This is a genomic window from Pontibacter sp. CAU 1760, assembly GCF_054482735.1.
This window is the reverse complement of record NZ_JBTLRL010000012.1, coordinates 93,397-116,756: the sequence shown is the minus strand read 5'-3', so window position 1 is coordinate 116,756 and position 23,360 is coordinate 93,397. Positions and strand designations below refer to the sequence as shown.

Below are 23,360 nucleotides of genomic sequence, written 5' to 3'. Positions count from 1 at the left end.
ACCAATCCCTTACTTTCTAACTCTCTAAATACTTAACTCTCCCCTTTCAAACTCTTTAACTCCCTACCTTCTACCATTTAGATCTGGCTTGCACCAGCTCTTTGCCATTTTCCTGGCTGCTGAGTTTGTGCAAATAGGTATGGGCTTCTTCAGCGGGTGCGACAGCAGCCTGCACGGTATCGCCTAAGGCAGTTTCGGACCGGAAGATGATGTCGATCTCGCGCAGTTGCTGTTGCTCCAGCACCTCCAGCGGCAGCGAGTCGAGGGCCCACTGCAGGTAGCGCGTGTTCGTGACGTGGCGGTTCAGGTCGATGTCGTGCCAGCGCACCGGGATATGTTCCATGTGGGTCGGTTCCTGGAATTGCGGCAGCTTGCCTTTCGCGAAGGGCAAAGGCGGCTCCGTAGGCGCTACCTCTATGCTGGTAATCAGTTCGGGCAACGACACCAGTTGGCGCTTCACCATGTCCATCACCAGCCATACACTGGTTGCCTGCCCCAGCAGTTCGCGCCCCGCACTGTATACCCTGAAGTCGCGGTGCATGAAGATGCGCTCACGCCCCGAGGCCCACGTTTCTACGGTTATTTGCTCGCTGTGTCTTGGGTAGCGAAACATCTCAATGCGCATCCGCTGCAGCACCCAGGTCATGTCCTGCTTTAATAAATCATACATCGAGATGCCAAGTGTCACGGTATTGTCCCAGGCGGCCTCGTGCATATAACTGACCAGGGCGGGCAACGTGGCCTGCCCCCGGTAATCTATCTCGTGCGAGCGCACCGTAAACTGGCTGCTTCCTCCGGTTGCTTTCATCGTGTCAGGTTTGTGCTCCGCTAAGTTACGGAAGAATCGGCGGCGCAGCCAACTTGCCCCGTAAAACACGCCTCTGGCGGGTGTGCGCTATCCTGAGAGAATAAAAAAGCCGCGCTACCCAAACTGGCAGCGCGGCTTTAAAAATCGGTATGCTTTTACAGATTACTGATTCTGATACGGATTCACGCCCATGTTCTCATATATAAATGCATACGTGTCGGCGTACTCCTGAATCACCAGGGAGGTTGGTTTGCCGGCACCGTGGCCCGCGCGCACATCCACCCGGATGAGGTATGGGTTAACGGGAGCACCTTTGGCCTGTAACTCAGCGATAAACTTGAACGAGTGCGCGGGCACCACGCGGTCGTCGTGGTCTGCCGTTTTCACGAGCGTGGCCGGGTATACCACCCCCTCCTTGATGTTGTGCAGCGGCGAGAAAGCATACAGGTTCTGGAATTGGGCGGCATCGTCGGAAGAACCGTACTCGGGCACCCAAGCCCAGCCAATAGTGAACTTATGGAAGCGCAGCATGTCCATCACGCCCACAGCCGGCATGGCCACTTTAGCCAGCTCCGGGCGTTGCGTCATAAAGGCACCCACCAGTAAACCACCGTTGGAGCCACCGGCTACCGCCAGTTTCTCAGAAGAGGTATATCCTTCGCTGATCAGGTACTCCGCTGCCCCAATGAAATCGTCGAATACGTTTTGCTTGTTCGGCGTCATACCGGCTTTGTGCCAGTCATCGCCGTACTCGCCGCCACCGCGCAGGTTTGGCATGGCGTATACGCCGCCGTTCTCCAGCCACAGCATGTTCGCAATGCTAAAGCTTGGCGTAAGCGAGATGTTGAAGCCGCCGTAGGCATAAAGGTAAGTCGGATTCTGACCGTTCAGCTCCAAACCTTTTTTGTGCACGATGAACATCGGCACCTTGGTCCCGTCTTTGGAGGTATAAAATACCTGCTTCGTCTCAAACGCATCGGTGTTTACGTTCACTTCCGTTTTGCGGAACTGCGTGACCTTGTTGGCCAGCACGTCGTAGCGGTAAATGGTGGGCGGGTAGGTGAAGGAGGTGAAGGTAAAGAATACCTCGGTGTCTTCTTTCTCGCCGTTGAAACCACCCACAGTGCCGAGGCCCGGCAACTGCACGTCGTTTATCTTCTTGCCGGTGCCGTCATACACTACCACCTGGCTGGTGGCGTCTTTCATATAGGTCACGATGATGCGGCCGCCCACTGTCGACACACCCGTGATTACGTTCTCGTTCTGCGGCACCACAGTTTTCCAGTTTTGCTCCTGCGGCTTCTTCGGGTCGATGAGCACGAGGCGGTAGCGCGGTGCGTTCTTGTTGGTCATCACGAGCAGCTTGTCGCCCATGTTATCCACCACGTTGTACTCATTCTCGAAGTTCTCCACGATCGGCTTGATAGTGCCTTTTGAGTCTTTCAGGTCTTTGTAGTAAAGCGCATTGGCACCACTAGCCCCCTCCGACACGTTCAGGACCAGGAAGCGCTCGTCGTCGGTGGTCTGGCCATAAAAGTTGCGCAGCGCGTGCTGCTTGTCCTCATACACCAGCTTGTCCTGGCTCTGCGGCGTGCCCACCTTGTGGTAGTACACCTTATGGAACTCGTTTTTATTGGCCAGCTTGTTGCCCTCGGTCGGCGCGTCGTAGCGGCTGTAGAAGAAACCGTCTTTGTACCAGCTTGGGCCTGAGAACTTCACCCATTCCAATTGGTCGTCGAGTTGTTTGCCCGTGGCCGCCTCCATCACGCGGTAGGTCTGCCAGTCGGAGCCGCCGCTGGAGGTACCATAGGCCACATAGCGGCCATCTTCTGAGAAGGCCAGGGCCGTAAGCGCCACGGTACCGTCTGCTGATAGCTTGTTCGGGTCGAAGAACACGCGCGGCTCTGCCTCCAGTGCTTCCTGCACGTAAAGCACGCTCTGGTTCTGCAACCCATCGTTTTTATAGAAGTAGTACTTTCCGTTCTCTTTAAACGGGGCGCCGTATTTCGGGTAATTCCAGATCTCGGTCAGCCGCGACTTGATCTTGTCGCGGAAGGTGATATTGCTCAGATAGGACTGCGTGACTTCGTTTTGCTTTTCAATCCAAGTGTCCACGCTATCATCGTGCGTTTCCAGCCAACGGTAAGGGTCGGCTACCGGGGTACCGAAATAATCGTCGGTATGGTCTACTTTTCTTGTGTTTGGGTAATCCAATGCTGTTTCAGCCGTAGCAGTGGTGGTCTTTTCTGTGGTCATGCCGGTGGCTTTTGTATCGTTTTGAGTTGATTTGCAAGCCGACAAAGCCGTGATGCCGCCGGCCAGCAAGAGTACAGTTGTTTTTTTCATAAGGACTACGCCCGTTAAATTGTTTAAGGTATAGTGAAAGAGATTCGACCAATATACTCATTTTAACTTTTCAGGGTATCACCCCTCTATTCCATTTACCTGTATCCCCCTATATATCAATCAGCTAGATACTTATAATTCTTTTTGGCATGTATGCACAACACATGCGATAAGTCATTACTTTTGCGCGCTTTCATTGAGGCCCCTACCGTAGGATCGCTCCGGGAAGCACCCACCCTTGAAGGAGTGATTGACTTATGATTGAAGAACTGGAAGACGAGAAGTTGCTTCTGAAGTTTGAGCAGATAGCTGACCGGCTGTCGGAGAAAGGCTATGCCGTTGTGGATAATTTCCTGGAGGCGCAGGAGGTGCGCGACTTGCTGGAGGTGCTCTCGCATCACCGCGACCAGGGTACCTTTAAGAAAGCCGGCATCGGCAGCTCCGAGCAGTTTCAGGTAGACAAGTCGGTGCGCGGCGACTATATCCGCTGGATTGAGCCGCAAAACGCGCTGCCGCCCACGCAGGTGTTCCTCGACCGCATGAACGAGGTGATGCGCTACATCAACCGCACCTGCTTTCTGGGCCTGAAGGATTACGAGTTTCACTTTACCGAATACCCGGTGGGTACGGTATACAAGCGCCACATCGACCAGTTTAAGACCAACGACCACCGCAAGCTGTCGTTTATCTGCTACCTGAACGAGGACTGGCTGCCCGAGCACGGCGGCAACCTGCGTTTATACCTGCCGCAGGAGGATGGCGCAGAGGAAACGGTGGACATCCTGCCTATAGCAGGCCGCCTCGCCTGCTTCCGCGCCGACATGATTCCGCACGAAGTGCTGGTAGCCACCCGCCCCCGCTACAGCCTCACCGGCTGGATGCTGGACCAATTGAGCGAACTGACGTTTTTATAAGCCGCTTTCTTTATAGAATGCTAAAGCTCCTCTGCTACCTTTTATGGGTATGGCAGAGGAGCTTTTTTTGTGTGGCTGTTGGTGATTGAACTGGCTCTGGATAGCTACTAAAACTGAATTATGTAATTATCTGATTTGGTTGGAGTATTCACTAAAGAATGAAGTAGATTCTATATATTGCTAAAGGATATTACTCGGCAAAAGTTTTAGCGAAGATTTTATAGTTCAGGGCCTCCGCATATAGCAGTTATACCATTATATTCATACTTCCTTATCAATACTCATATACCTTATTTTCTCCATCTAACACCGCCACCAGCTAAAAAAGCATGAAAAACATCTTGTTATTACTCCTCATCCTTACCGTCTTCTCTGGATGCAAAAAAGAACAGGAGGAGGAAAGGCTAATGAAAATGAAACTGGCATTGTCTAATGACTGGAACCAATATGCCCATGAAACGATAGAGCCACTCAAGTTCAGGCTAAAGTGGCCTTATTTGGATCCTTGTAACAAGCTGGTGACGTGGAGTTTTAAAACGGACGGAGATTTCAGGCGCGAACAAGACCTGTCTTGCAACCCCTACAACTATGTTGACGCAGGTTATTGGAAACTCGAAAACAATAAAACACTCAGGTTATACATAAACCAAACCTTGACGAACTCGGGGCAAACATCAGTACTAGTCCCTGCCGAAAGCAGCTATATACTGGAGGAAGTTACGGCAGACACATTAAAGCTAAAACAAAACCTTCTTTTTTGGGATTCAGACCTCAACACGACTGTCCCGGGGGTAGACCGATTAACCTTCGTTCGCAAGCGTTAGTGAGCAGCGTCCTTTGTGGCATCTGCATGTAGCAACTACATCTCTTTCCCTCCTATTTTCAGATCCTAAAACCAACTGCATGAAAACACTCTTTTCGCACAATATAGTTGTGTTAGTTCTCTCCGTTCTTGCTTCGGGTGTTTTTGTTTCCTGTGAGAAGCACGAAATGGATGACATACAGAAACCGCTCGATCCGCAAGCGTATCTGGCCAGCCTGAAAGACTCCGTTGCTTATACCCTCGATGGGAAGCATTACACTTGTGACACGCGCTATATATTTGGCAGAGGCAACCTAGGGGCAAACCGGGACAATACCACCGGGTATTACCAAGCTGACACTGTTATGCATTATACTGAATATGGTTTTGCCAAAAAGCAAAAAGACAACAGTAATAATGGCAACGTCAGCATCTACTTTATTAGAAAGTATGCGAAAAACCAAATGACTCCCTCCGCAACAGTTCCTGCTATGTTGCAGCCCAAGAACATAGCAGACCATTATAAGCTAGGCCAATATCGCTATGCCTCAGATTTCCTTCACGACAACCGGCAAAACGGTGTTAAAATCTCCGTGAGCAGAGTAAATGGCTATTCATCGGAAGACCTGAGCACTCTGCCCGCTGTACCTGCCCCCAACAGCCAGGACAACTCCACCTTCGCCATCACCCGATTCGAAGCTGTAGGCGATGGCTCCTACCTGCTGGAGGCGAAGTTTACAGCCAACGTTTTCGACGCAAATCAAACCCCGACACGGGTCGAGAATGGCTATATGCGGTTTCGGGTATACTAAGAATAAAGGCTTTCTTATATCAAAAGAGGAAAAGTGTATGACAAATCAGATTTATCCTTGCCTGTGGTTTGACGGGCAAGCTCAGGAAGCTGCAACGTATTACTGCACGTTTTTTCCGAACTCCAAAATACTATCAGCTAACCCGATGGTGGTGGAGTTTGAGTTGAACGGAACAAAATTCATGGGTTTGAATGGCGGGCCGGCCTACAAGTTCAACGAGGCTGTTTCGTTTGTGGTTAACTGCGAAACGCAGGCTGAGATTGATATGTATTGGAACAACCTAACCGAAGGCGGGCAGGAAGGGAAATGCGGTTGGCTGAAGGATAGGTATGGCGTTTCGTGGCAAATCGTACCCACTGTTCTGGCTAAGCTCCTACAAGACCCTGAAAAGGCACCACGGGTAGTTGACGCTTTTATGCAGATGAAAAAGTTCGATATCGAAAAGCTGAAACAAGCCTAACTGGCAGTAACGAGGAAGGCAAAACGCTCCCCCGTTACTGCCCAAAATTGATCTCCGTACTGTCGCCAATATTCAGGCTGTGGCTGAAGCCTTTGAAAATGGCGTCGCTGCCGATGATGGAGTCCTGCATCACGGCGTAGCGCAACTCGGCATAAGAGCCGATGATGGAGTTGCTCAGAATAGAGTTCTCGATGGTGGCGTTGTCGCCGATGGCCACGTTGGGGCCGATGATAGAATTATAAATCGCGCAGTCGGTACCGATGCTGACCGGAGGTATAATGATGCAACCCGGATACGTTATGTTCTGCTTGTCTTTAAATTGCTGCCGATTCAGGAGCGTGGCGTTGGCCTCCAGCAGCGTTTCCTTGCGGCCGCAGTCAAACCAGTGGTCTACGCTCCAGGTTACCATCTTTTCCCCATTCTTCACCATGTGCATCAGGGCATCGGTCAGTTGGTACTCGTCCTGGGTGCGGATGTCCTCATCGATAATATAGGCCAGCGACTCGATTAGCTTTTTCGGGTCGGCGATTTTATACAGGCCCACCAGCGCGAAATTGGATTTCGGGATTTTAGGCTTCTCGACTAGTTTGGTGATGAACTCGTCAGTGCCGACTTCCGTCACACCAAACAGCGAGGGCTTGGCCACCTTTTTCACCCCCAGCACCGAGTAAGGCGCTTTGATGATCGCCTGCAAGTCCACGTCTACGATGGCATCGCCTAGTATAATCAGCACGCTCTCCTCCTGCTCATAGGTATGGCGGGCCACCCACAGGGCATGGCCCAGCCCCTCGCGGGGTTCCTGCACCACAAACTCCACGTTTATCTGCGGATACTTAGCCAGCACATAGCGCTCTACCTTCTCGCCCAAGTAACCGATCACAAACACAAAGTCTTGTATGCCGGCATCCAACAGTTTATCGATGATGTGGCCCAGAATAGTATTATCGGCCACTGGCACCAACGATTTAGGCTGTGTGTGCGTGTGTGGCCGGAGCCGTGAACCTACGCCTGCTACCGGGATGATTGCTTTCATACACTATACATTTGATGCAATATATTAAAAGATACCTGTAACATCAACAGCTACCGCACCGGTATGGGCTGCCTTTGCAACGGGTTTTTGTCTTACGGGCCGAAGCCCGGAACTGCCTGCTCAGCGGCGTACTTTATACTGGCAAAACCCCTAAAATATTAAATTTTGCATGTTTTACTGCCCTGCTTAACGTTGCTTTGTTAAATTCGTACTCATATCGCCTGCAAGCGCGGTGCAAAACGTATAAAAAATCACACAAACACCCCACTTATGAAAAGACTGTTTTTTTACCTGATCGGATTTGTAATACTCATGTCACAATCGTCGTGTGGCTATAACACCATGGTGCAGAAAGACGAGACGGTGGAGATGGCCTGGGCCAACGTGCAGAACGCCTATCAACGCCGTGCAGACCTTGTGCCGAACCTGGTGAATACCGTGAAAGGAGCCGCTAACTTCGAGCAGGAAACCCTTACCCAAGTGATTGAGGCCCGTGCCAAGGCTACCAGCGTTAACATCAGCGCCGACAACCTGACCCCGGAGAACATTCAGCAGTTTCAGGCAGCGCAGGGGCAGCTTTCGGGAGCTTTGTCCCGACTTTTGGCTACCGTAGAAGCCTACCCCGAACTGAAGGCGAACCAGAACTTCCTGGAGTTGCAGGCGCAATTAGAGGGCACCGAAAACCGCATTGCCGTAGAGCGGCGCAAGTTCAATGAGGCCGTGCAGGACTACAACACCACGGTCCGCTCCTTCCCGAATAACCTGATGGCGGGTATGTTCGGATTCGAGCGCAAAGGCCACTTCGAGGCCGAGGCCAGCGCACAGACCGCCCCTACCGTACAGTTTTAACTTAAATGGTTGCATGGATAAATGGTTTTATACATACAGTTGTAAACCATTCATCCATGCAACTATTTAACAATTAGCCTAATATGCCAAGAGACATCATCACACCGGACGACGAGAAACAGATCATGGCCGCGATTGCCGATGCGGAGCAGAATACCTCCGGAGAGATCAGGGTGCATGTGGAGAGCAACTGCGAGGGCAACGTGCTGGACCGCGCCACTGAGGTGTTTGCGGACCTGCACATGCACAAGACCGAGCTGCGCAACGGGGTGCTCTTCTATGTCGCTATTGAGGATCACCAGTTTGCTGTGCTAGGCGATGCCGGTATTAACGCCACCGTGCCAGACCATTTCTGGGAAGACATCACGGCAGAGGTCATCCGGCATTTCAAGGAAAAAAAATACGCAGAGGGGCTATCTAAAGGCATCCGTATGGCCGGTGAGCAGCTACAGTCCCATTTTCCTTACAACCCCAAAGGCGATATCAATGAACTGAGCGATGACATCTCGTTCGGCGACTAAACCAACTTTATGAAGCACCTGCTATACCTCTCCTTCTGCTTGTTCAGCCTCTCCGTGTTTGCGCAAGACAGCGATTTTCCGCCCCGGCCCAATCCGCCACGCCTCGTCAATGACTTGGCCAACATGCTGAGTGCCGAGGAAGAGCAGGCCCTGGAGCAGAAACTGGTTAACTACAACGACACGACCTCTACCCAGATTGCCATTATCACGCTCACCTCCATCGGCGACTACGATGCCAACCAGTATGCTGCCGAACTAGGCGAGCGCTGGGGTGTGGGCGGCAACGAAAACGATAACGGCCTGATTATCCTGATAGCCAAGAACGAGCGCCGGGTTGCCATACAAACCGGCTACGGCATGGAAGCCTATGTGCCCGATGCCATTGCCAAGCGCATCACCGAGAACACCCTGAAGCCCAACTTCAAGCAAGGCAATTACTACAAAGGCCTGAACGATGCCACAAACCTGATCATTGGGCTGGCCAGCGGGGCTTACCAATCTGACCCTACGGCAACAAACGGCGAGGGGGAAGGCGGTCCTTCTGTCTTGTTCATTGTCTTGATCGTGATGTTGATTGTTTTCATCATCTCTAAGCGAGGTGGCGGAGGCGGACGCGGTGGGCGCCGGTATGCCCGTACCCTGGGAGGGCCAGTAATTGTGCCTGGGGGCTTCGGCACGTTCCGCTCCGGCGGCGGGATGTTTGGCGGCGGTGGCGGCGGAGGCGGCTTCGGCGGTTTTGGCGGCGGCTCGTTTGGTGGCGGTGGTGCCAGCAGCAGTTGGTAACTTATCAGCACTAAACCCTACGCATCCCTCTTACCCGCATCGCCCTGCAGCAGCCTACACTGGCTCTTGCAGGGCGATGCGGTTTATACCACCGGGTCAAGTCACAGGCTCTAATTTTACGGCAAGGCACTAACAGTAAATCCGTGGCAGAATAGATGGGGAGGTGAAGGATTCGAGGTTCACTCGGCTAACTCATGAACTACCGGGTGGCTATATGCGCAGCGTTGTATCGCATTAAAGGTGGTGTCAGCGCAAGCTGCCGACATTCATCACCAGTACATACAGCAGGCTCACAACACCTATACCGGTCCCAAAGCCCATGGCTGCCCTGCCTGCCTTGCGCTTTTTCGCCTGCTCTTGATACGCCTGCCGGTATACCTCGTTTTTTAGCAGCTGCCCGTTAGGGTTCTCATCTGCCTCTATGGCCGGAGGCATTGTGGCTATCAGTGTACCTGCCGCAAGCCCTACTGCCGGGTGTAGCACCGTAGAGCCGAGTGTAGTCCAGAACACGCCTCTTGCTTTGTAGTAGGCCCGGGCATCTACTTTTGCCTGCAACAGCATTTGCTGTCTTTCCTCCAGTTCCAGGGCCTCGTAGGTGAAATTCTTCTCTAAGTTGCTTTCTGTGCTTGCCTGCTCCATCATCCTCACCTGCGCCACATCCTGTCGGGCCATCGCAAATGCAGGGCCCGTAACATCGTTAAAACGGCGGTAGCGCAACGTGTCAGTGCCTATGTGCAGCACTTTGCTGATGATTTCTTCTCCCTGCGTGGTAATGATAAGGTCTTGTGCCTCTGCACGGAGGCTAAGCAAGCAAACCAGCCAGACAACGCTGCAGACAATCTTGGGTATCATGGAGTTCATAAGGGCATTTGAGGTTGTTCAGGACACGCTAAAATCACCCTTACGAGAAATGCGAATAAAAAATGCACCTATCCATTAAAATATTTAATTTAAATCACAGTAAATTAACCTTAAATGTGGTATACGCCTGAATCTGAGATAATCCAGGCGTTTTGTAATCATTTAAGCGTTTCTGGCGTTATAGGGACTTTGCCGCTTTCGGGCAGCTACAGGAAGCAGAAAAACAACGCATGAAGATATTTGGCGATAGTATAAAATCGAAGGTAATTGTGGGCTTCACACTGGCGCTGGGCATTGTGCTGGCAGCCGTTTACCTGACCTATACCAGCTTCACGAAGCTTTTGAATTCAGTGGATGTACTTTCGAAGCCAAACAGCAAGTTGGCCGAGATGCAGTTTACGCTAGCCACCATCTCTTCAGCCGAAAGCTCCATCCGTGCCTATACCCTCACTACCAAACCAGAGCACTTCCAGGAATACCTGAGCCACCTCAAGACAGTAGAGGACCAGATTAGTTCGCTGCATTACCTGATGCAGGACAATCCACAGGAAATAGCCCAGCTGGATTCGATTTCGTCGTTGCTGGAGGCAAAGGAGCAAAGCCTGGAGCAGTATGTTGCTCTCAAAAAAGAACAGCAAAGCCTGGACTACTCCGGCAAAGCCATGCGCCAGATCGCCTCTACGGTAGAGGAGCAACCTTTGGCAACCACCATCAAGCAACACACCACCACCACCATCTCCGATAGGCTGACACTCGAAAAAGACGCTGAAGAGCCAGATGACTCTGTTTTTCAGCAGCAGGAGCAACAAAGCGAACCGAAGCGTGGCTTTTTCGGCAAACTGTTCTCTAAAAAGGGGAAAGAAGACATTAAGCCCACCCCGCCGCCCAAGGTAATCGTGCCGCAGCTTAACGTTACCCAAGAGGTACGGATAGACACCAACGCCACCGCCACCCGTGTAGCCCCGCTGGCCAAAGTGCGCCGCATCCTGCATAGCGTACAGCGTGAGTCAGACAAGAAAAAGGAGGTACTGCAGGCAAAGGAGCTGGCCTTACTGCAACAGGACAAGCACATCATGGACCAGGTGCGGGACATGATGTATCAGTTGGAGCAGAACGAACAGGCGCAAATGCAGGAGAACTCCGTGCAGGCCCGTAAGGTCGCCAAGGAAACCTCTACGGTGCTGCTCATTATCGGAGTGCTTGGCCTGAGCGCCGGGCTAGCCTTTATGCTGGTTATTCTGCGCGATATCACTCGCAGCAACAATTACAAGGCTAAACTGGTAATTGCCCAGAAAGAGGCGCTACAGCTGGCTCGCGCCAAAGAGGCGTTTGTGGCCAACATGAGCCACGAGATGCGCACACCCCTGAACGTGATCATGGGCTTCTCGCAACAGCTGCACCATACCCCGCTAGAGCAGCAGCAGCAAGAGTACCTGCAAGCGGTAAATGGTGCCGGAGAGCACCTGTTGCATATCGTAAACGACGTACTGGACTTGTCTAAAATAGAGGCGGGCAAGCTACACATCAACCACACGGTCTTTAGCCTGAAGCAAATGCTGAAGCAGGTGGAACACGCGTTCGCCCTGAAGGCCTCCAGCAAAAGAATCCACTTCCTGACGCGTACCGACGAAACCATACCGGACGTGCTGCAGGGCGATGCACTGCGCCTGAAGCAGGTGCTCTTCAACCTGGTAGATAACGCCATTAAATTTACGCATGAGGGCCGTGTGTTGGTAAGCGTGCGCCTCAAAACCATTCGCCGCACCCGTGTTGTCATTAGCTTTGCTGTGTCTGATACAGGCATTGGCATACCCGAAGAACGCATCCAGTATGTGTTCGGTGAGTTTAACCAAGCCGACAACTCCATCCTGCGCAAGTATGGCGGCACGGGCCTTGGGCTTTCTATCAGCAAGAAGCTGGTGGAAATGCAGGGCGGCACCCTAAATGTGCAGAGCGTCCATAACCAAGGCACCACGTTTACCTTTGTGCTGCCACTGCAAGTGTCCAAAGAAGGATTACCAGCGCCTGTTGCCAGCACAGCCCCTGCCCTGCCCACTACTTTTCAGGGGTACACAGCCCTTGTCATTGATGATGATGCCTACAGCCGTAAGCTGTGTGAGCTGATCCTGAGCAGATGGGGTATGGAAGTGCACCTGGCAAACGATGGCCAGGAAGCCATGGCGCAGGTACGCGAGCGCCGATTTGATATTGTGCTGACCGATATTCAGCTGCCCGGCGTGAGCGGTAAAACAGTGGCCCGCAACATCCGGAAAGTTGATAAAAAGGTGCCGATTCTGGCCCTTACCGCCAATATCCTGAGTAATGAAGAGAATTTCTTCCAGAACTCTGCTATTTCAGGTCACTTACTAAAGCCGTTTACAGAGCAGGAACTGCACCAGAAGCTGGCCGAAGCGCTGCCGGTTCCTGCACAAGTTTCGCCTGCGTACCCGGTAGCTATAGAGGAGCCTGTAGCCGTAGTTGCGTCTGCAACAGATGCGCCGCTCTACGACCTGAGCGAAATGCGTATGTTTACCGGAACAGATGAGGAGGCGCTGGCTGCTGTGCTGGAAGTTCTTCTGGCTGACCAGCAGCAAAACCTGCAAGACTTAAGCACTGCCGCTGCGCAGAAGGAATGGGAGAAAGCGGCCAATGTAGCCCATAAAATGCTAACAGCCTTCAAGCACCTAAAGGCGCATACTGTTACACCGGCCTTGCTGGAAGTTGAGCAGGTGCTGCATACAGGCTATGCTGACCCGGCAGAGTTAACGGAGGCAACAAGGCAGGTAGCCCAACACACCAAACTGGTGCTGGCTGCGCTGCAACAGGAACAAGAGGCCTTGCGCGCTACGGTTACGCAGGCTTAACTACGCGTCGATATCGTATAACTTGAGCTTGTTGTAGAGGGTTTTGCGGTCTATGTTGAGCAGGCGGGCCGCTTTTGACTTGTTGTATTTCACGCGCTCCAGCATTTGCAGAATCATCTCCTTCTCATTGCGCTCATTAATGCTTTTCAGGTCCGTGTCGTCGAAGTTGAAACGGCGCTCGGCAGCGCCATTCTGCGGAACCGCCACAGCGGGCGTATGGCTCACGATCTCCTCCGGAAACTCCTGTAGGGTAATCACATTCCCCTTTGCCAGTAACACCGCGCGCTTCACTACATTCTTGAGTTCGCGCAGGTTGCCGGGCCAGGAATACTTCAGCAAAATGCTTTCAGTCGCTTCATCAAAGCCTGTCACACTTTTATCCATTTCCCGGTTTGCCTGCTGCATAAAGTGGCTCGCAAACAACAGCACATCGCCATCGCGGTCACGCAATGGCGGCACATTGATCTTGAACTCATTCAGGCGATGGTATAAATCCTCGCGGAACTGCCCATTGGCAACAGCCTGCTGCAGGTCCTCGTTTGTGGCTGCCAGCACGCGCACGTCTACGTCTACGTCGCTGGTGCTACCTATCTTGCGCACTTTACGCTCCTGCAGCGCCCGCAGCAGCTTCACTTGCACCTCGTAAGGCAGGTTTCCGATCTCATCCAGAAAAATAGTACCGCCCTCTGCGGCTTCAAACTGCCCCTGGGTATCTTTCATAGCACCTGTAAATGCGCCTTTCAAATAACCGAACAACTCACTTCCGGCTAGCTCTCTGGATAAGGCACCGCAGTCAATCGCTATGAAGGGCATGCCTTTCCGCTTGCTGCGCTCATGGATCATGCGGGCAACGTACTCTTTACCGGTACCACTCTCGCCTTCAATAATCACCGACAGTATCGTAGGCGCTACCAGCGAGATAAATTCCTCGATCTGTGCCGCACTACTGCTTTTCCCCTGCACAAACTGGGGCAGCACCAGGGCCTTCCCTTTGGATGCGGCAGTATCCGGCTCAGCCTTTTTTTGCAGCGCATTCTGAATGACCAGCAGTGTTTCGTCGGGATTGATGGGCTTGGTGATATACTCGAAGGCGCCCATTTTTATCGCTTTAACGGCTGTGCGGATGTCTGCGTAATGCGTCATCAGGATAACAGGCACGTTTTCGGCGAGTACTTTTATCTGCGGAAGCAGTTCCAGGCCGGTTTTGTCCGGAAGGCGGAAATCAGTGAGTACGAGGTTAAAAGAAGATGACCTGAGTTGGCGCAACCCATCGTTGGCGGTATAGGCTGTTTCCACTTCATACTGCTGTCGTTGCAAAAATGCTTTTAGCATCATGCAAAACGCAGGATCATCATCAATCAATAATATTTTTGGCATAAACATGTGTAACTAAAGTGCCTAACGCTCACATTATGTGTGGCGGCACAAAGCAAATAAGTAACGACAAAGATAAGGCTATTGTTCAACACGCCTCTGTCACTTCCACAGTTGCCCTCTGTTGCTACTTAATATACAGCTATAATACCAACAATCAAACTGTTAAGAATATTGCATGCAATGGGATATAAACAGAAAAAGCCTCCGCGCCAACGGAAGCTTTCCCTTTGAGGAAGTCTCCGCGCCAACAGAAACTTCTTCAGAATAACTTATAAACGAAGCTTTAACGCGCTGCTGCCGGCAAACCTGGCTGCCAGCGGCCTGTAGTATCAGGCTACAGCAAACATTAAAGGGCCGGCTCGTTTTGCCTGCTCCATCACATGGATGGTCGCTAAAGCTAAGATCTGGTAGATTTTCATGATTAGTTTAGTTTGGTTGTGTTTAGTTAGTACTTGTTAGCTCCTGCGTTGCCTCTGTCAAAGTGTTTCCATCTTCGTCGAAACGGGCAATCCCCCGCATGTTATCTTCATTTTTGAAATAAACCTCATAGGTAAGCTTGCCAGATGCAGGTGTTACTTTGTATACTTCGCTGATGTCCCACATGGCCAGCACCTCGCTTTTGAGTGCCTGCTTGATAGGTTCCGGCAGCTTCTTTTTAGAAATCTGCCGCTTTTCTGCGGGTTGCTCCTCTGACAGGGGTAGCTGTGATGAAGGCGATCTATTGATCTGGGCATCAGAATCTATTGACATTAATGCCAGTGCCATAATGGTCGTCGCTACAACAGTCGCTTTGTTCATTACCCTCTATTCAGGTTTAAATAACATTTATGATGTGTAGACATTTAGAGATAACTGTGCCAAAAAAGCAAATAACCTCCAATCAATTAGCCTATAGCCATTTAGCAACATCGGCAGGTATAAGTCAAAAACGAACAAAAATCCTAAACTGTAGAAGAAATCCACAAGTTGTAGAATTGCTTTCTACATTGTGCCAGTAAGCAACCCCACTCTTTCCCTGCCAGGGGCAACCTTTCGGGCTGCCACTCATACAATAAGACGCCACAGGCTTGCTGGCGCCCGTAACCTAAAATTAATTACCTTTATACCATGAGCGAACCACGTAAAAAACTCTTCCTGCTAGATGCCATGGCCTTGATATACCGTGCGCATTTTGCGTTTAGCAAAAACCCGCGCATCAACTCCAAAGGCATGAACACCGGAGCCGCCCTTGGCTTCACAAACACGCTGGTAGAGGTGCTGCAGAAGGAAAAGCCCACCCATATCGGCGTTGCCTTCGACTCGGCGGCCAAAACCTTCCGCCACGACAACTTTGCCGCTTACAAGGCAAACCGACAGGCCATGCCGGAGGACATCTCCATCGCCATACCCTACTGCAAGAAGATTGTAGAAGCCTTTAACATCCCGGTCCTTATCCTGGATGGGTATGAGGCCGATGATATTATCGGCACCATGGCCTGCCGCGCCGAGAAGGAAGAATTCGATGTGTACATGATGACGCCTGACAAGGACTACTGCCAGTTGGTAACCGAGCATGTGTTCCTGTACAAGCCCGCTTTTCTGGGCAATGCCGTGGAGGTATGGGACGTGCAGAAAGTGTTGGACAAGTGGGAGATCGAGCGCGTGGAGCAGGTGATCGACATCCTTGGTCTGCAGGGCGATGCCGTGGATAACATACCGGGCATACCGGGCATCGGCGAGAAAACGGCTAAAACCCTGATCCAGCGCTTTGGCTCTGTGGAGAACCTCATTGCCAATGCCGACCAGCTGAAAGGAAAGCAGAAAGAGAACGTGGTGAACTTCGCCGACCAGGGTATGATGTCGAAGGAGCTGGCCACCATCCATTGCGACGTGCCCCTGCCCTTCAGCGCAGAGGCGCTGCATTACGACGGCCCGAATGAAGAGCAGATCACGGAGCTGTTTGCCGAGCTGGAGTTCCGGCAACTGGCGCAACGCGTGCTGGGGCAAACGCTGGCATCCGCCATCACCACGCCTGCTGCCAAGCCCTCGCGTGGCCGTAAAGCCTCCGGCCAAAGCCAGACCTCGCTGTTTGGCGCCCCTTCGGAAGCAGCAGTTGATACCGTTATTGCAGAAGAAGAGGTTCCGGCAACACTCAAAACCCTCAACACGACCGTCACGAATTATCACCTCATCAACACACCGGAGCTGCGCCAAAGCCTGGTGAAGTACCTGCTGAAGCAGGATGAGATATCGTTTGACACCGAAACCACCAGCATCGATGCCATCACGGCTCGTTTGGTGGGGATGTCGTTCTGCTACCGCCCCGGCGAGGCGTATTACGTGCCTGTGCCGCCTGATAACCAGGAGGAGTCGAAGCGCATTGTAGCTGAGTTTAAGCCCGTGCTCGAGAACCCTACCATCGCCATGATCGGCCAGAACATCAAATACGACATCCTGGTGATGAAGAACTACGATGTGGAGGTCCAGGGGCCGATTTTTGACACAATGCTGGCGCACTACCTGCTCGAGCCGGAAATGCGCCATAACATGGATGTGCTGGCCGAGACATACCTCAACTACTCGCCGGTGCCCATCACCGACCTGATCGGGCCGAAGGGCAAGAACCAGAAAACGATGGCCGACCTGGAGCCGGAGGACGTGAAGGACTATGCCTGCGAGGATGCCGACGTAACGCTGCAATTAAAGCACTACTTCGAGCCGCTACTGCAAGAGCAGGGCCTGACAAAGCTGTTCCATGATGTGGAAACGCCGCTGGTGCAGGTGATCGCCGACATCGAGAAGGAAGGCATCAGCATCGACTCGGATGCTTTGGCTGACATATCGCTCCAACTTGAAGCCGAGATCGCCACTCTGGAGAAGCGCATTTTTGAGATTGCAGGCGAGCAGTTTAACATCGGCTCCCCGAAGCAGCTGGGCGAAATTCTGTTCGACAAACTGGAACTGCACGGCAAATCCAAGATCAAGAAAACAAAGACCGGCCAGTATGCCACCGGCGAGGAGATACTCTCGAAGATGGCGGGCGAACACGAGATCGTGCGCCTGATACTGGAGCACCGCGAACTCTCCAAGCTGAAGTCTACCTACGTGGATGCGCTGCCCTTGCTGGTATGCGAGCTGGATGGCCGCGTGCATACCTCCTTTAACCAGGCCGTGACCGCTACCGGCCGCCTGAGCTCCACCAACCCGAACCTGCAGAACATACCTGTCCGGACGGAGCGCGGCCGCGAGATACGCAAGGCCTTTGTGCCCCGCAACAACAAGCACCTCATCATCTCAGCCGACTACTCCCAGATCGAGCTGCGCATCATGGCCGACTTCAGCGATGACCCAACCATGAAAGAGGCCTTTAAGAACGGCATCGACATTCACGCGTCCACGGCCAGCAAGGTGTTCCACGTACCGCTGGAGCAGGTGGACAGCGAGATGCGTCGCAAAGCCAAGATGGTGAACTTCGGAATTATCTACGGCATCTCGGCCTTCGGTTTGGCAGAGCGCCTGGGGGTGCCGCGCCGCGAGGCCGCCGATATCATTGAGGCGTATTTCCAGGAGTTCCCGGCCGTGAAGGAGTATATGGACACCACCATTGAGAAAGCCCGCGACCTGGAGTATGCCGAAACGCTGCTGGGCCGCCGCCGCTATCTCCGCGACATCAACTCGCGCAACCAGACCATCCGTGCCTTTGCCGAGCGCAACGCCATCAACGCCCCGATACAGGGCACCGCCGCCGACATCATCAAGATCGCGATGATCCACATACAGGATTACCTGAAGCAGGAGAAACTGCAGACGCGTATGATCCTGCAGGTGCATGACGAACTTTTATTCGATGTGCCGAAAGAGGAAGTGGAGATCGTAACGCCTAAGATCGTGGAACTGATGACCAATGCCCTCCCGCTAAGCGTGCCGATGGAAGTCGGGCTGGGCGTGGGCGAGAACTGGCTCGAGGCACATTAACGATCAGGGTATACAGGATATAGGGATGAACAGGATCGGTCTATGCCTTAATCACTAACGGGGTATCTTTAAGCCAGAGGGTAGCAAGTAAATCAAAAAAACTTCCTGCTTATCCATACATCCGGCAAGCCCTAGTTCACAAACAAAAAGAGCACCTCTCTTGCGGGAGGTGCTCTTTGCTATTTATACCTGCTGGTTGTTAAGGCAGCAACACGGCGCGGTACTGGGTTTCGTCCAGCAAAGGCACATTCGAGTTGTACTTGGCGTTGATGGCCATGATCATCTCGTTGGTGGCCACAGCATAGCCTCTTGGCGTCAGGTGCACACCGTCCAGCGAGAACAGGTTACCCGTAATGTAGGCCGGAGAATAAGCCACGCCATTCTTTCCAAAACCCGTCTGGATATTGTTGAAGTAAGCGTTCGCATCCCACAGGGCAAGGCCTCTGGCAGTGGCTTGCGCCCTGATGATGTCGTTGAAAGAAGTAATGGCAGACTTCACCGTAGTTTGCTCAGCCACATCAAGTAACAGGGCACTCGGGATCGGGTTGCCGGCAGTAAAGCCGAACATCGCCGTCGTATCGATCTGGTAGTTTGCCAATATCGCTGCCAACGTGCCTCTAACCACCAACGGGTCTTTGCTTGGGCTCACCTGCGCGGCCAGGTCTCTCCAATACTTGCCTGTTTTCTGACCAAGCAATGGGATATAGCTTGAAGAAGTCAGGGTGAAATAAACACCGTTTTGAGGGGCGTTTATCTGGGCTGTTGCCACCTGAACACGCGTACTGCCAGAACCTGTAAGCGCTACAAAACCCGGCGCACCGGCACTCGTTAAGGCACCTTTCACTGACGGACCTACTGCGGTGAAGAACGGAATCGCTGTAACATCTGGTATGGTAACCAAAATACCCTCTTTGCCTTCTGTAGCCAGCATGCTTACCAGAGCGCTGTAGTTTTCGTCAAACTTAGCTAGCGGCGTAATCGTGCGGATATCTGCATTAAGCATACCCCCGGAAAAAGCACCGCCGGAAGTAGCGTAGCCCAGCACATCATTCTCGGCCATCCAAATACTAAAGAATGTATAGTCGGCAGCCTGCGCCTGTGCCTGCACATACTGCAGGTATGTCTGGCCCGGATTATTGGTTAGGCGCTCAAAAAAGGCATTCCCCTGTGTGCTACCATAGCCCTGCGTCTTAACATCCGCCGTTCTGATACCAGGAATAGCCAGGTTGTTGATATTATCCGTGAACTTGGTATACAGCGGCGCGCCTTTCTCGTTAACGCCCCTTATGGCCAGTTCCGTTGTTACGTTCTGCGTAATTGGAGAGCCCTGGGCAGTGAAGCCCGTCAGTTTCAGGTAACCTGAACCGTTCTTTTGTGCTTCAGTGAAAAGCGGTTGCTTAAATTCACCTCCGCCTACGGCTTCAAACTGCTTTGCCAGCAGCGCAGGAGGAGAGGCCACTTGTCCTTCCAGGTATAGGCCGCCATCCGAGTAACCCGCACTCAGCGAGTTTCCAACGGCCAGGTATGAGGAGAAGTCTGCCTCGCCGGCGGTAGATGCCGGTGCGTCAATCTCCGGGTCGCAGCTGGTAAGCAGCATACCGGCAGAAAGGGCCAGCAGGCTGTATTTATAGAATATGTTTTTCATGATCGTGAGGGAAATTAGAATTTGAAATTAACCGCTAAGCCAGGGATATAAGCGATTGACTTATAAGTGCCACCAATGCTATTTGATTTATCGGCAGTGTCGGTGCGCTCGGCTTTGTTGATGTATAAGAAAGAGGCATCCAGGCTGATCAGGTCAGACACATTATAGCCTAGGCCAACAGACAACCCGCGCGAATCAGCGTCTGGTGTCTCGGGTGTTAAGTAGCCGTCCTGCACAGGTGTTTGGTCATAGTAGGCACCAGCACGTACAGCCAGATCCCCGTTAACCTTGTACTCACCGCCAATACGGTAAATCATCGCATCTTCGTAATCTCTTCTGCTCTCCGACGATGCGTTACCGGCCACCGGCTGGCTAAAATCGAAGCGCAGCTTCTCGTAAGCGCTCCACTGCACACGGCTAACATCTACGGCCAGTGTCAAACGGTCCGTTGGTTGATACCCTACCCCAAAAGACAAGGTAGAGGGCATTGGAAGTTCCGCATTGAAGGTAGTACCGTCGGGGAAACTCGCTTTCGCGGCAGCAGGAATGTTGCTGAAGGTAACGTCGCCTTCGTTTACCTTGATGTCCACCTGCGAGCGGTAGCTCAGGCCCAAAGAAAGCTGCTCGATCGGCTGGTAAAAAACGCCTACGTTATACCCATAGGCTGTTTCGGCACCGCCGTCTAACTGAATGCTGCCTTCCATTCCGTTCTGGTTTTGCACCGGTAATACCCGCTTCAGGTCTACGCCGCCTGAGGCAATCACAAAGCCTACGCCTATACCTAATTTGTCAGAAATCTGGTAGCTGGCCGTTGGCTGGAAGTAGATGGCCTTCAAGTCGATCTCAGCAAGGCCATAGCGGCCGCTCCACTCATTCCCCCAGCGCACACCACTACCAAAAGGGGTATAAACGCCGAGGCCCAGCTTCAATTTCTCTGTAACGCCAAACACACCATACAACTGAAAAGGCGTACCGAAGTCGTTGTCGGCCAGCGCGGTGGTATTGGATGGCTCCGGGGCACGGTAGGCGATCCGGGAGTTGATCAGGTTGGCACCCACTGTTACGCCGTTCTCGCGCATAAAACTCATGGCGCCCGGGTTAAAGAAAATGCTGGACGTACCGGTTTGTAAGCCCGTGCCTGTATGGCCCATACCAGTTTGGCGCTGGCTTGCCAGGTTTACCTGGTATCCGCCTGCCATGGCCGTAGCAGAGAGTAGTGTACCTCCTAATAAGGCTAAAATCTTGCGTTTCATATAAGCTGCTCTTTTAATGTAAATGTCTGTCTGTATAAACAAATATATTATAACTCCATGGATGCGCAAGCTAGTTTTTCAAATAATTTCATGTTTGAGTCGAAAAAAAATGACCCAATCTTTTAAATCCCTAAAATGTAACTAAATCACTGCTAGCAGGCCACCTTATTCCGGCTCTATACGTTTACAAGTGCTCGGAAATAGGACAATAAATTATGTATGACGTGATTGTGATTGGCGGCGGACCCGCTGGCCTGAATGCTGCCATGATACTGGGCCGCTCCCGGAGAAAAGTGATTGTGTTTGACGGAGGCAAGCCGCGCAACCGCTGGTCGAACAACATGAACGGCTTCCTGACCAGCGATGGCATGGACCCCCGCGATTTTATAAAAAAAGGACGGGCAGAGCTGGCCAAGTACAGCGTGGAGATCAAGGATATAGAAATCGATTCTGCTACCTACAGCAAAAGCCAGTACGTGGTGAACGACGCTGCCGGCAACGTATACCACTCGCGCAAGCTGCTACTGGCCACCGGCCTGAAAGACAACTGGCTTGAGCTGGATGGGTTTGAGGATTTGTACGGCAAAAGCATCCACCACTGCCCTTACTGCGACGGTTGGGAAAGTCGCGACAAAGCCATCGCCGTGTATGGCAAAGACCGCAACGGCATTGGGCAAGCACTGGCCATGAAAAACTGGAGCGAAGACGTGACTCTCTACACAGATGGCACCGACGAATTGCGCCGAGACGACCTGGAGTTGCTGGAACTGAACGAGGTGAAAGTGGAGAAGCGGAAAATTCTAAAACTAGAGGGGCAGGATGGCCAGTTAGCACACATCGTGCTGCAGGGTGGCGAGAAGACGGCACAGCAGGCGATGTTTTTTGGGGAAGGCACCAAACAGCAATCCGTGCTAGGCGAGATGCTGGGCTGTGAGTTCACCAGTAAAGGGGTGATCAAGACCCGGCGCCTGCAGCAGTCAAATATACCGGGGCTTTATGTGGCCGGCGATGCTGCCCGCGACATGCAAATGGTGATTGTGGCTGCCGCCGAGGGGGCCAAAGCGGGTGTGGCCATTAACATGGACCTACAGAAAGAAGACAGGAAAGTAGCTGTGTAAAGCCTGCAGGAAAGGTAAGGTGCCGCGCTATTCTCCAGGGACCTCTTGGGGAATGGCGCGTTCTTCTTTTTGCGGTATCGGCTGAAAAAGGTGCTCGCGCAGGCAGTAGCGGTAGCCGTTTACCAAAAGGTGCATCTTCAGGTTCTCGACGGCAATAGGCTCTTGCTCCTCTACCGCCCGGGTATTCGAAAAGCGGATCTGGCTGCCATCAATCACTGTAACCACGCCTGGCCCGAATATCTCTACCTGGTCTCCCGCCTTAATGACTATACCGGTTTCCTCACTTAGGCCAATGCCTACATACTCGGGGTCGTGGGCAACGGCATGCGCCAGGCGGCCAAAGCGGCCCCGCTCCGCAAAGTGCGTGTCGATGTAAATACGCTTGATAAAGGAACAGCCTTCAGTGGTTTTCATTTCGCCCTTGATCAGGGAGTAATGCCCGTAACCGTTATAGATCATCCTGTCCGACATGATAGCAGCTCCTGCACTTGTGCCTGCAATGATAATATCCTCGGTCCGGTAGCGATGCCGCATCAGGGCAAGCAACTCCGTTCCGTTCAGGAAACTAGCCAGGCGCACCTGGTCTCCGCCGGTAAAAAAGATCACGTCTGCGCGCTTTATGCGCTCCAAATGATCCTCAGTGTCGGCGAGGTGTACCTCATCGATGTGCATGAAGCTAACCTGGTGGCAGCCAACTTCTTCAAACGCCTCTTTATAGGCCTGCCCCGATTCCACGGCATTGGCAGGCTCTGGCGTGGCTGTGGCAATCACCTCCACGCGTGAGGTCTTCTCGCAGATATTAGAGCGTATTAATTTGATTAAGCCATCGTCATCTCCTCCACCAAGTGCAATCAGTTTTCCTTTTACCTGCTCCATAAATACGTTAACAATCAAAGTAACACCTTATACTCAATAGCAAGCCACTAAGTTGAAGGCAATTCAAGGCCAGGCCAGCGCCTT

General features: G+C 52.4%; 19 protein-coding genes. 10 read left to right on the top strand and 9 right to left on the bottom strand.

Translation table 11 applies throughout. From position 1 onward, the window contains the following. Window positions 1–70: 70 nt before the first annotated feature. A complete protein-coding gene (locus ACXYMU_RS16325) occupies window positions 71–808 on the bottom strand; it encodes an acyl-[acyl-carrier-protein] thioesterase (protein WP_458987486.1) in 738 nt (245 codons plus the stop codon). Window positions 809–970: 162 nt separating this feature from the next. Then, window positions 971–3,154 (bottom strand): prolyl oligopeptidase family serine peptidase, encoded by a 2,184-nt coding sequence (locus ACXYMU_RS16320; RefSeq protein WP_458987485.1) that lies wholly within the window; start codon window positions 3,152–3,154, stop codon window positions 971–973. Between the two features lie 257 nt (window positions 3,155–3,411). Here ACXYMU_RS16320 and ACXYMU_RS16315 point away from each other — a divergent pair, with 257 nt between their 5' ends. The 4 genes from ACXYMU_RS16315 (at window position 3,412) to ACXYMU_RS16300 (ending at window position 6,142) form a co-directional block, all read left to right on the top strand. Beyond that, window positions 3,412–4,068, top strand: a complete 657-nt coding sequence (locus tag ACXYMU_RS16315) for a 2OG-Fe(II) oxygenase (RefSeq protein WP_458987484.1) — start codon at window positions 3,412–3,414, stop codon at window positions 4,066–4,068. Window positions 4,069–4,397: 329 nt separating this feature from the next. Further along, window positions 4,398–4,892 carry a hypothetical protein gene (locus ACXYMU_RS16310; protein WP_458987483.1) on the top strand — a complete coding sequence of 165 codons (495 nt, stop codon included), beginning with the start codon at window positions 4,398–4,400 and terminating at the stop codon, window positions 4,890–4,892. A 79-nt stretch (window positions 4,893–4,971) separates the two neighbouring features. Then, window positions 4,972–5,682, top strand: a complete 711-nt coding sequence (locus tag ACXYMU_RS16305) for a hypothetical protein (RefSeq protein WP_458987482.1) — start codon at window positions 4,972–4,974, stop codon at window positions 5,680–5,682. Between the two features lie 37 nt (window positions 5,683–5,719). After that, window positions 5,720–6,142, top strand: coding sequence for a VOC family protein (locus ACXYMU_RS16300; RefSeq protein ID WP_458987481.1), 423 nt, complete (start codon window positions 5,720–5,722; stop codon window positions 6,140–6,142). Window positions 6,143–6,176: 34 nt separating this feature from the next. On the opposite strand, the gene ACXYMU_RS16295 is transcribed toward ACXYMU_RS16300, so the two are convergent. After that, window positions 6,177–7,175: a sugar nucleotidyltransferase gene (locus ACXYMU_RS16295; RefSeq protein ID WP_458987480.1), complete on the bottom strand. Its 999-nt coding sequence runs from the start codon at window positions 7,173–7,175 to the stop codon at window positions 6,177–6,179. A 270-nt stretch (window positions 7,176–7,445) separates the two neighbouring features. On the opposite strand from ACXYMU_RS16295, the gene ACXYMU_RS16290 reads away from it, so the two are divergent. From ACXYMU_RS16290 to ACXYMU_RS16280, 3 genes are all read left to right on the top strand, one after another. Then, window positions 7,446–8,024 (top strand): LemA family protein, encoded by a 579-nt coding sequence (locus ACXYMU_RS16290; RefSeq protein ID WP_458987479.1) that lies wholly within the window; start codon window positions 7,446–7,448, stop codon window positions 8,022–8,024. Window positions 8,025–8,107: 83 nt separating this feature from the next. Beyond that, on the top strand, window positions 8,108–8,545 hold the full coding sequence (locus tag ACXYMU_RS16285; RefSeq protein WP_458987478.1) for a TPM domain-containing protein: 438 nt from the start codon (window positions 8,108–8,110) through the stop codon (window positions 8,543–8,545). Between the two features lie 9 nt (window positions 8,546–8,554). Further along, a complete protein-coding gene (locus tag ACXYMU_RS16280; protein WP_458987477.1) occupies window positions 8,555–9,328 on the top strand; it encodes a TPM domain-containing protein in 774 nt (257 codons plus the stop codon). Between the two features lie 246 nt (window positions 9,329–9,574). Here ACXYMU_RS16280 and ACXYMU_RS16275 read toward each other — a convergent pair whose 3' ends face one another. Beyond that, the gene (locus tag ACXYMU_RS16275; RefSeq protein ID WP_458987476.1) at window positions 9,575–10,189 is read right to left on the bottom strand and encodes a hypothetical protein; all 615 of its coding nucleotides are present in this window, start codon (window positions 10,187–10,189) and stop codon (window positions 9,575–9,577) included. A gap of 230 nt (window positions 10,190–10,419) precedes the next feature. On the opposite strand from ACXYMU_RS16275, the gene ACXYMU_RS16270 reads away from it, so the two are divergent. Beyond that, complete coding sequence (locus ACXYMU_RS16270) at window positions 10,420–13,053, top strand: ATP-binding protein (RefSeq protein ID WP_458987475.1); 2,634 nt, start codon at window positions 10,420–10,422, stop codon at window positions 13,051–13,053. Here ACXYMU_RS16270 and ACXYMU_RS16265 read toward each other — a convergent pair whose 3' ends face one another. Together ACXYMU_RS16265 and ACXYMU_RS16260 are read right to left on the bottom strand one after the other, a co-directional pair. Continuing rightward, entirely contained in the window at window positions 13,054–14,430 is a 1,377-nt protein-coding gene (locus ACXYMU_RS16265) for a sigma-54-dependent transcriptional regulator (protein WP_458987474.1), read from the bottom strand. A 441-nt stretch (window positions 14,431–14,871) separates the two neighbouring features. Further along, window positions 14,872–15,228, bottom strand: a complete 357-nt coding sequence (locus ACXYMU_RS16260; RefSeq protein WP_458987473.1) for a hypothetical protein — start codon at window positions 15,226–15,228, stop codon at window positions 14,872–14,874. A gap of 309 nt (window positions 15,229–15,537) precedes the next feature. Here ACXYMU_RS16260 and polA point away from each other — a divergent pair, with 309 nt between their 5' ends. Further along, on the top strand, window positions 15,538–18,384 hold the full coding sequence (polA, locus tag ACXYMU_RS16255) for a DNA polymerase I (RefSeq protein ID WP_458987472.1): 2,847 nt from the start codon (window positions 15,538–15,540) through the stop codon (window positions 18,382–18,384). A 199-nt stretch (window positions 18,385–18,583) separates the two neighbouring features. Here the strand turns inward: polA and ACXYMU_RS16250 are convergent, their stop codons facing one another. Next, window positions 18,584–20,029 carry an SGNH/GDSL hydrolase family protein gene (locus ACXYMU_RS16250; RefSeq protein WP_458987471.1) on the bottom strand — a complete coding sequence of 482 codons (1,446 nt, stop codon included), beginning with the start codon at window positions 20,027–20,029 and terminating at the stop codon, window positions 18,584–18,586. 14 nt (window positions 20,030–20,043) lie between these two features. After that, window positions 20,044–21,282, bottom strand: a complete 1,239-nt coding sequence (locus ACXYMU_RS16245; protein ID WP_458987470.1) for an OmpP1/FadL family transporter — start codon at window positions 21,280–21,282, stop codon at window positions 20,044–20,046. Window positions 21,283–21,497: 215 nt separating this feature from the next. Here ACXYMU_RS16245 and ACXYMU_RS16240 point away from each other — a divergent pair, with 215 nt between their 5' ends. Next, on the top strand, window positions 21,498–22,400 hold the full coding sequence (locus tag ACXYMU_RS16240) for an NAD(P)/FAD-dependent oxidoreductase (protein ID WP_458987469.1): 903 nt from the start codon (window positions 21,498–21,500) through the stop codon (window positions 22,398–22,400). A 27-nt stretch (window positions 22,401–22,427) separates the two neighbouring features. Here the strand turns inward: ACXYMU_RS16240 and ACXYMU_RS16235 are convergent, their stop codons facing one another. Continuing rightward, window positions 22,428–23,294, bottom strand: coding sequence for a cyanophycinase (locus ACXYMU_RS16235; protein WP_458987468.1), 867 nt, complete (start codon window positions 23,292–23,294; stop codon window positions 22,428–22,430). Window positions 23,295–23,360: the final 66 nt, after the last annotated feature.

Coding starts and splice junctions, on each gene's coding strand:
- ACXYMU_RS16325 (WP_458987486.1), bottom strand. CDS start 808: ATGAAAGCAACCGGAGGAAGCAGCCAGTTTACGGTGCGCTCGCACGAG.
- ACXYMU_RS16320 (WP_458987485.1), bottom strand. CDS start 3,154: ATGAAAAAAACAACTGTACTCTTGCTGGCCGGCGGCATCACGGCTTTG.
- ACXYMU_RS16315 (WP_458987484.1), top strand. CDS start 3,412: ATGATTGAAGAACTGGAAGACGAGAAGTTGCTTCTGAAGTTTGAGCAG.
- ACXYMU_RS16310 (WP_458987483.1), top strand. CDS start 4,398: ATGAAAAACATCTTGTTATTACTCCTCATCCTTACCGTCTTCTCTGGA.
- ACXYMU_RS16305 (WP_458987482.1), top strand. CDS start 4,972: ATGAAAACACTCTTTTCGCACAATATAGTTGTGTTAGTTCTCTCCGTT.
- ACXYMU_RS16300 (WP_458987481.1), top strand. CDS start 5,720: ATGACAAATCAGATTTATCCTTGCCTGTGGTTTGACGGGCAAGCTCAG.
- ACXYMU_RS16295 (WP_458987480.1), bottom strand. CDS start 7,175: ATGAAAGCAATCATCCCGGTAGCAGGCGTAGGTTCACGGCTCCGGCCA.
- ACXYMU_RS16290 (WP_458987479.1), top strand. CDS start 7,446: ATGAAAAGACTGTTTTTTTACCTGATCGGATTTGTAATACTCATGTCA.
- ACXYMU_RS16285 (WP_458987478.1), top strand. CDS start 8,108: ATGCCAAGAGACATCATCACACCGGACGACGAGAAACAGATCATGGCC.
- ACXYMU_RS16280 (WP_458987477.1), top strand. CDS start 8,555: ATGAAGCACCTGCTATACCTCTCCTTCTGCTTGTTCAGCCTCTCCGTG.
- ACXYMU_RS16275 (WP_458987476.1), bottom strand. CDS start 10,189: ATGAACTCCATGATACCCAAGATTGTCTGCAGCGTTGTCTGGCTGGTT.
- ACXYMU_RS16270 (WP_458987475.1), top strand. CDS start 10,420: ATGAAGATATTTGGCGATAGTATAAAATCGAAGGTAATTGTGGGCTTC.
- ACXYMU_RS16265 (WP_458987474.1), bottom strand. CDS start 14,430: ATGCCAAAAATATTATTGATTGATGATGATCCTGCGTTTTGCATGATG.
- ACXYMU_RS16260 (WP_458987473.1), bottom strand. CDS start 15,228: ATGAACAAAGCGACTGTTGTAGCGACGACCATTATGGCACTGGCATTA.
- polA (WP_458987472.1), top strand. CDS start 15,538: ATGAGCGAACCACGTAAAAAACTCTTCCTGCTAGATGCCATGGCCTTG.
- ACXYMU_RS16250 (WP_458987471.1), bottom strand. CDS start 20,029: ATGAAAAACATATTCTATAAATACAGCCTGCTGGCCCTTTCTGCCGGT.
- ACXYMU_RS16245 (WP_458987470.1), bottom strand. CDS start 21,282: ATGAAACGCAAGATTTTAGCCTTATTAGGAGGTACACTACTCTCTGCT.
- ACXYMU_RS16240 (WP_458987469.1), top strand. CDS start 21,498: ATGTATGACGTGATTGTGATTGGCGGCGGACCCGCTGGCCTGAATGCT.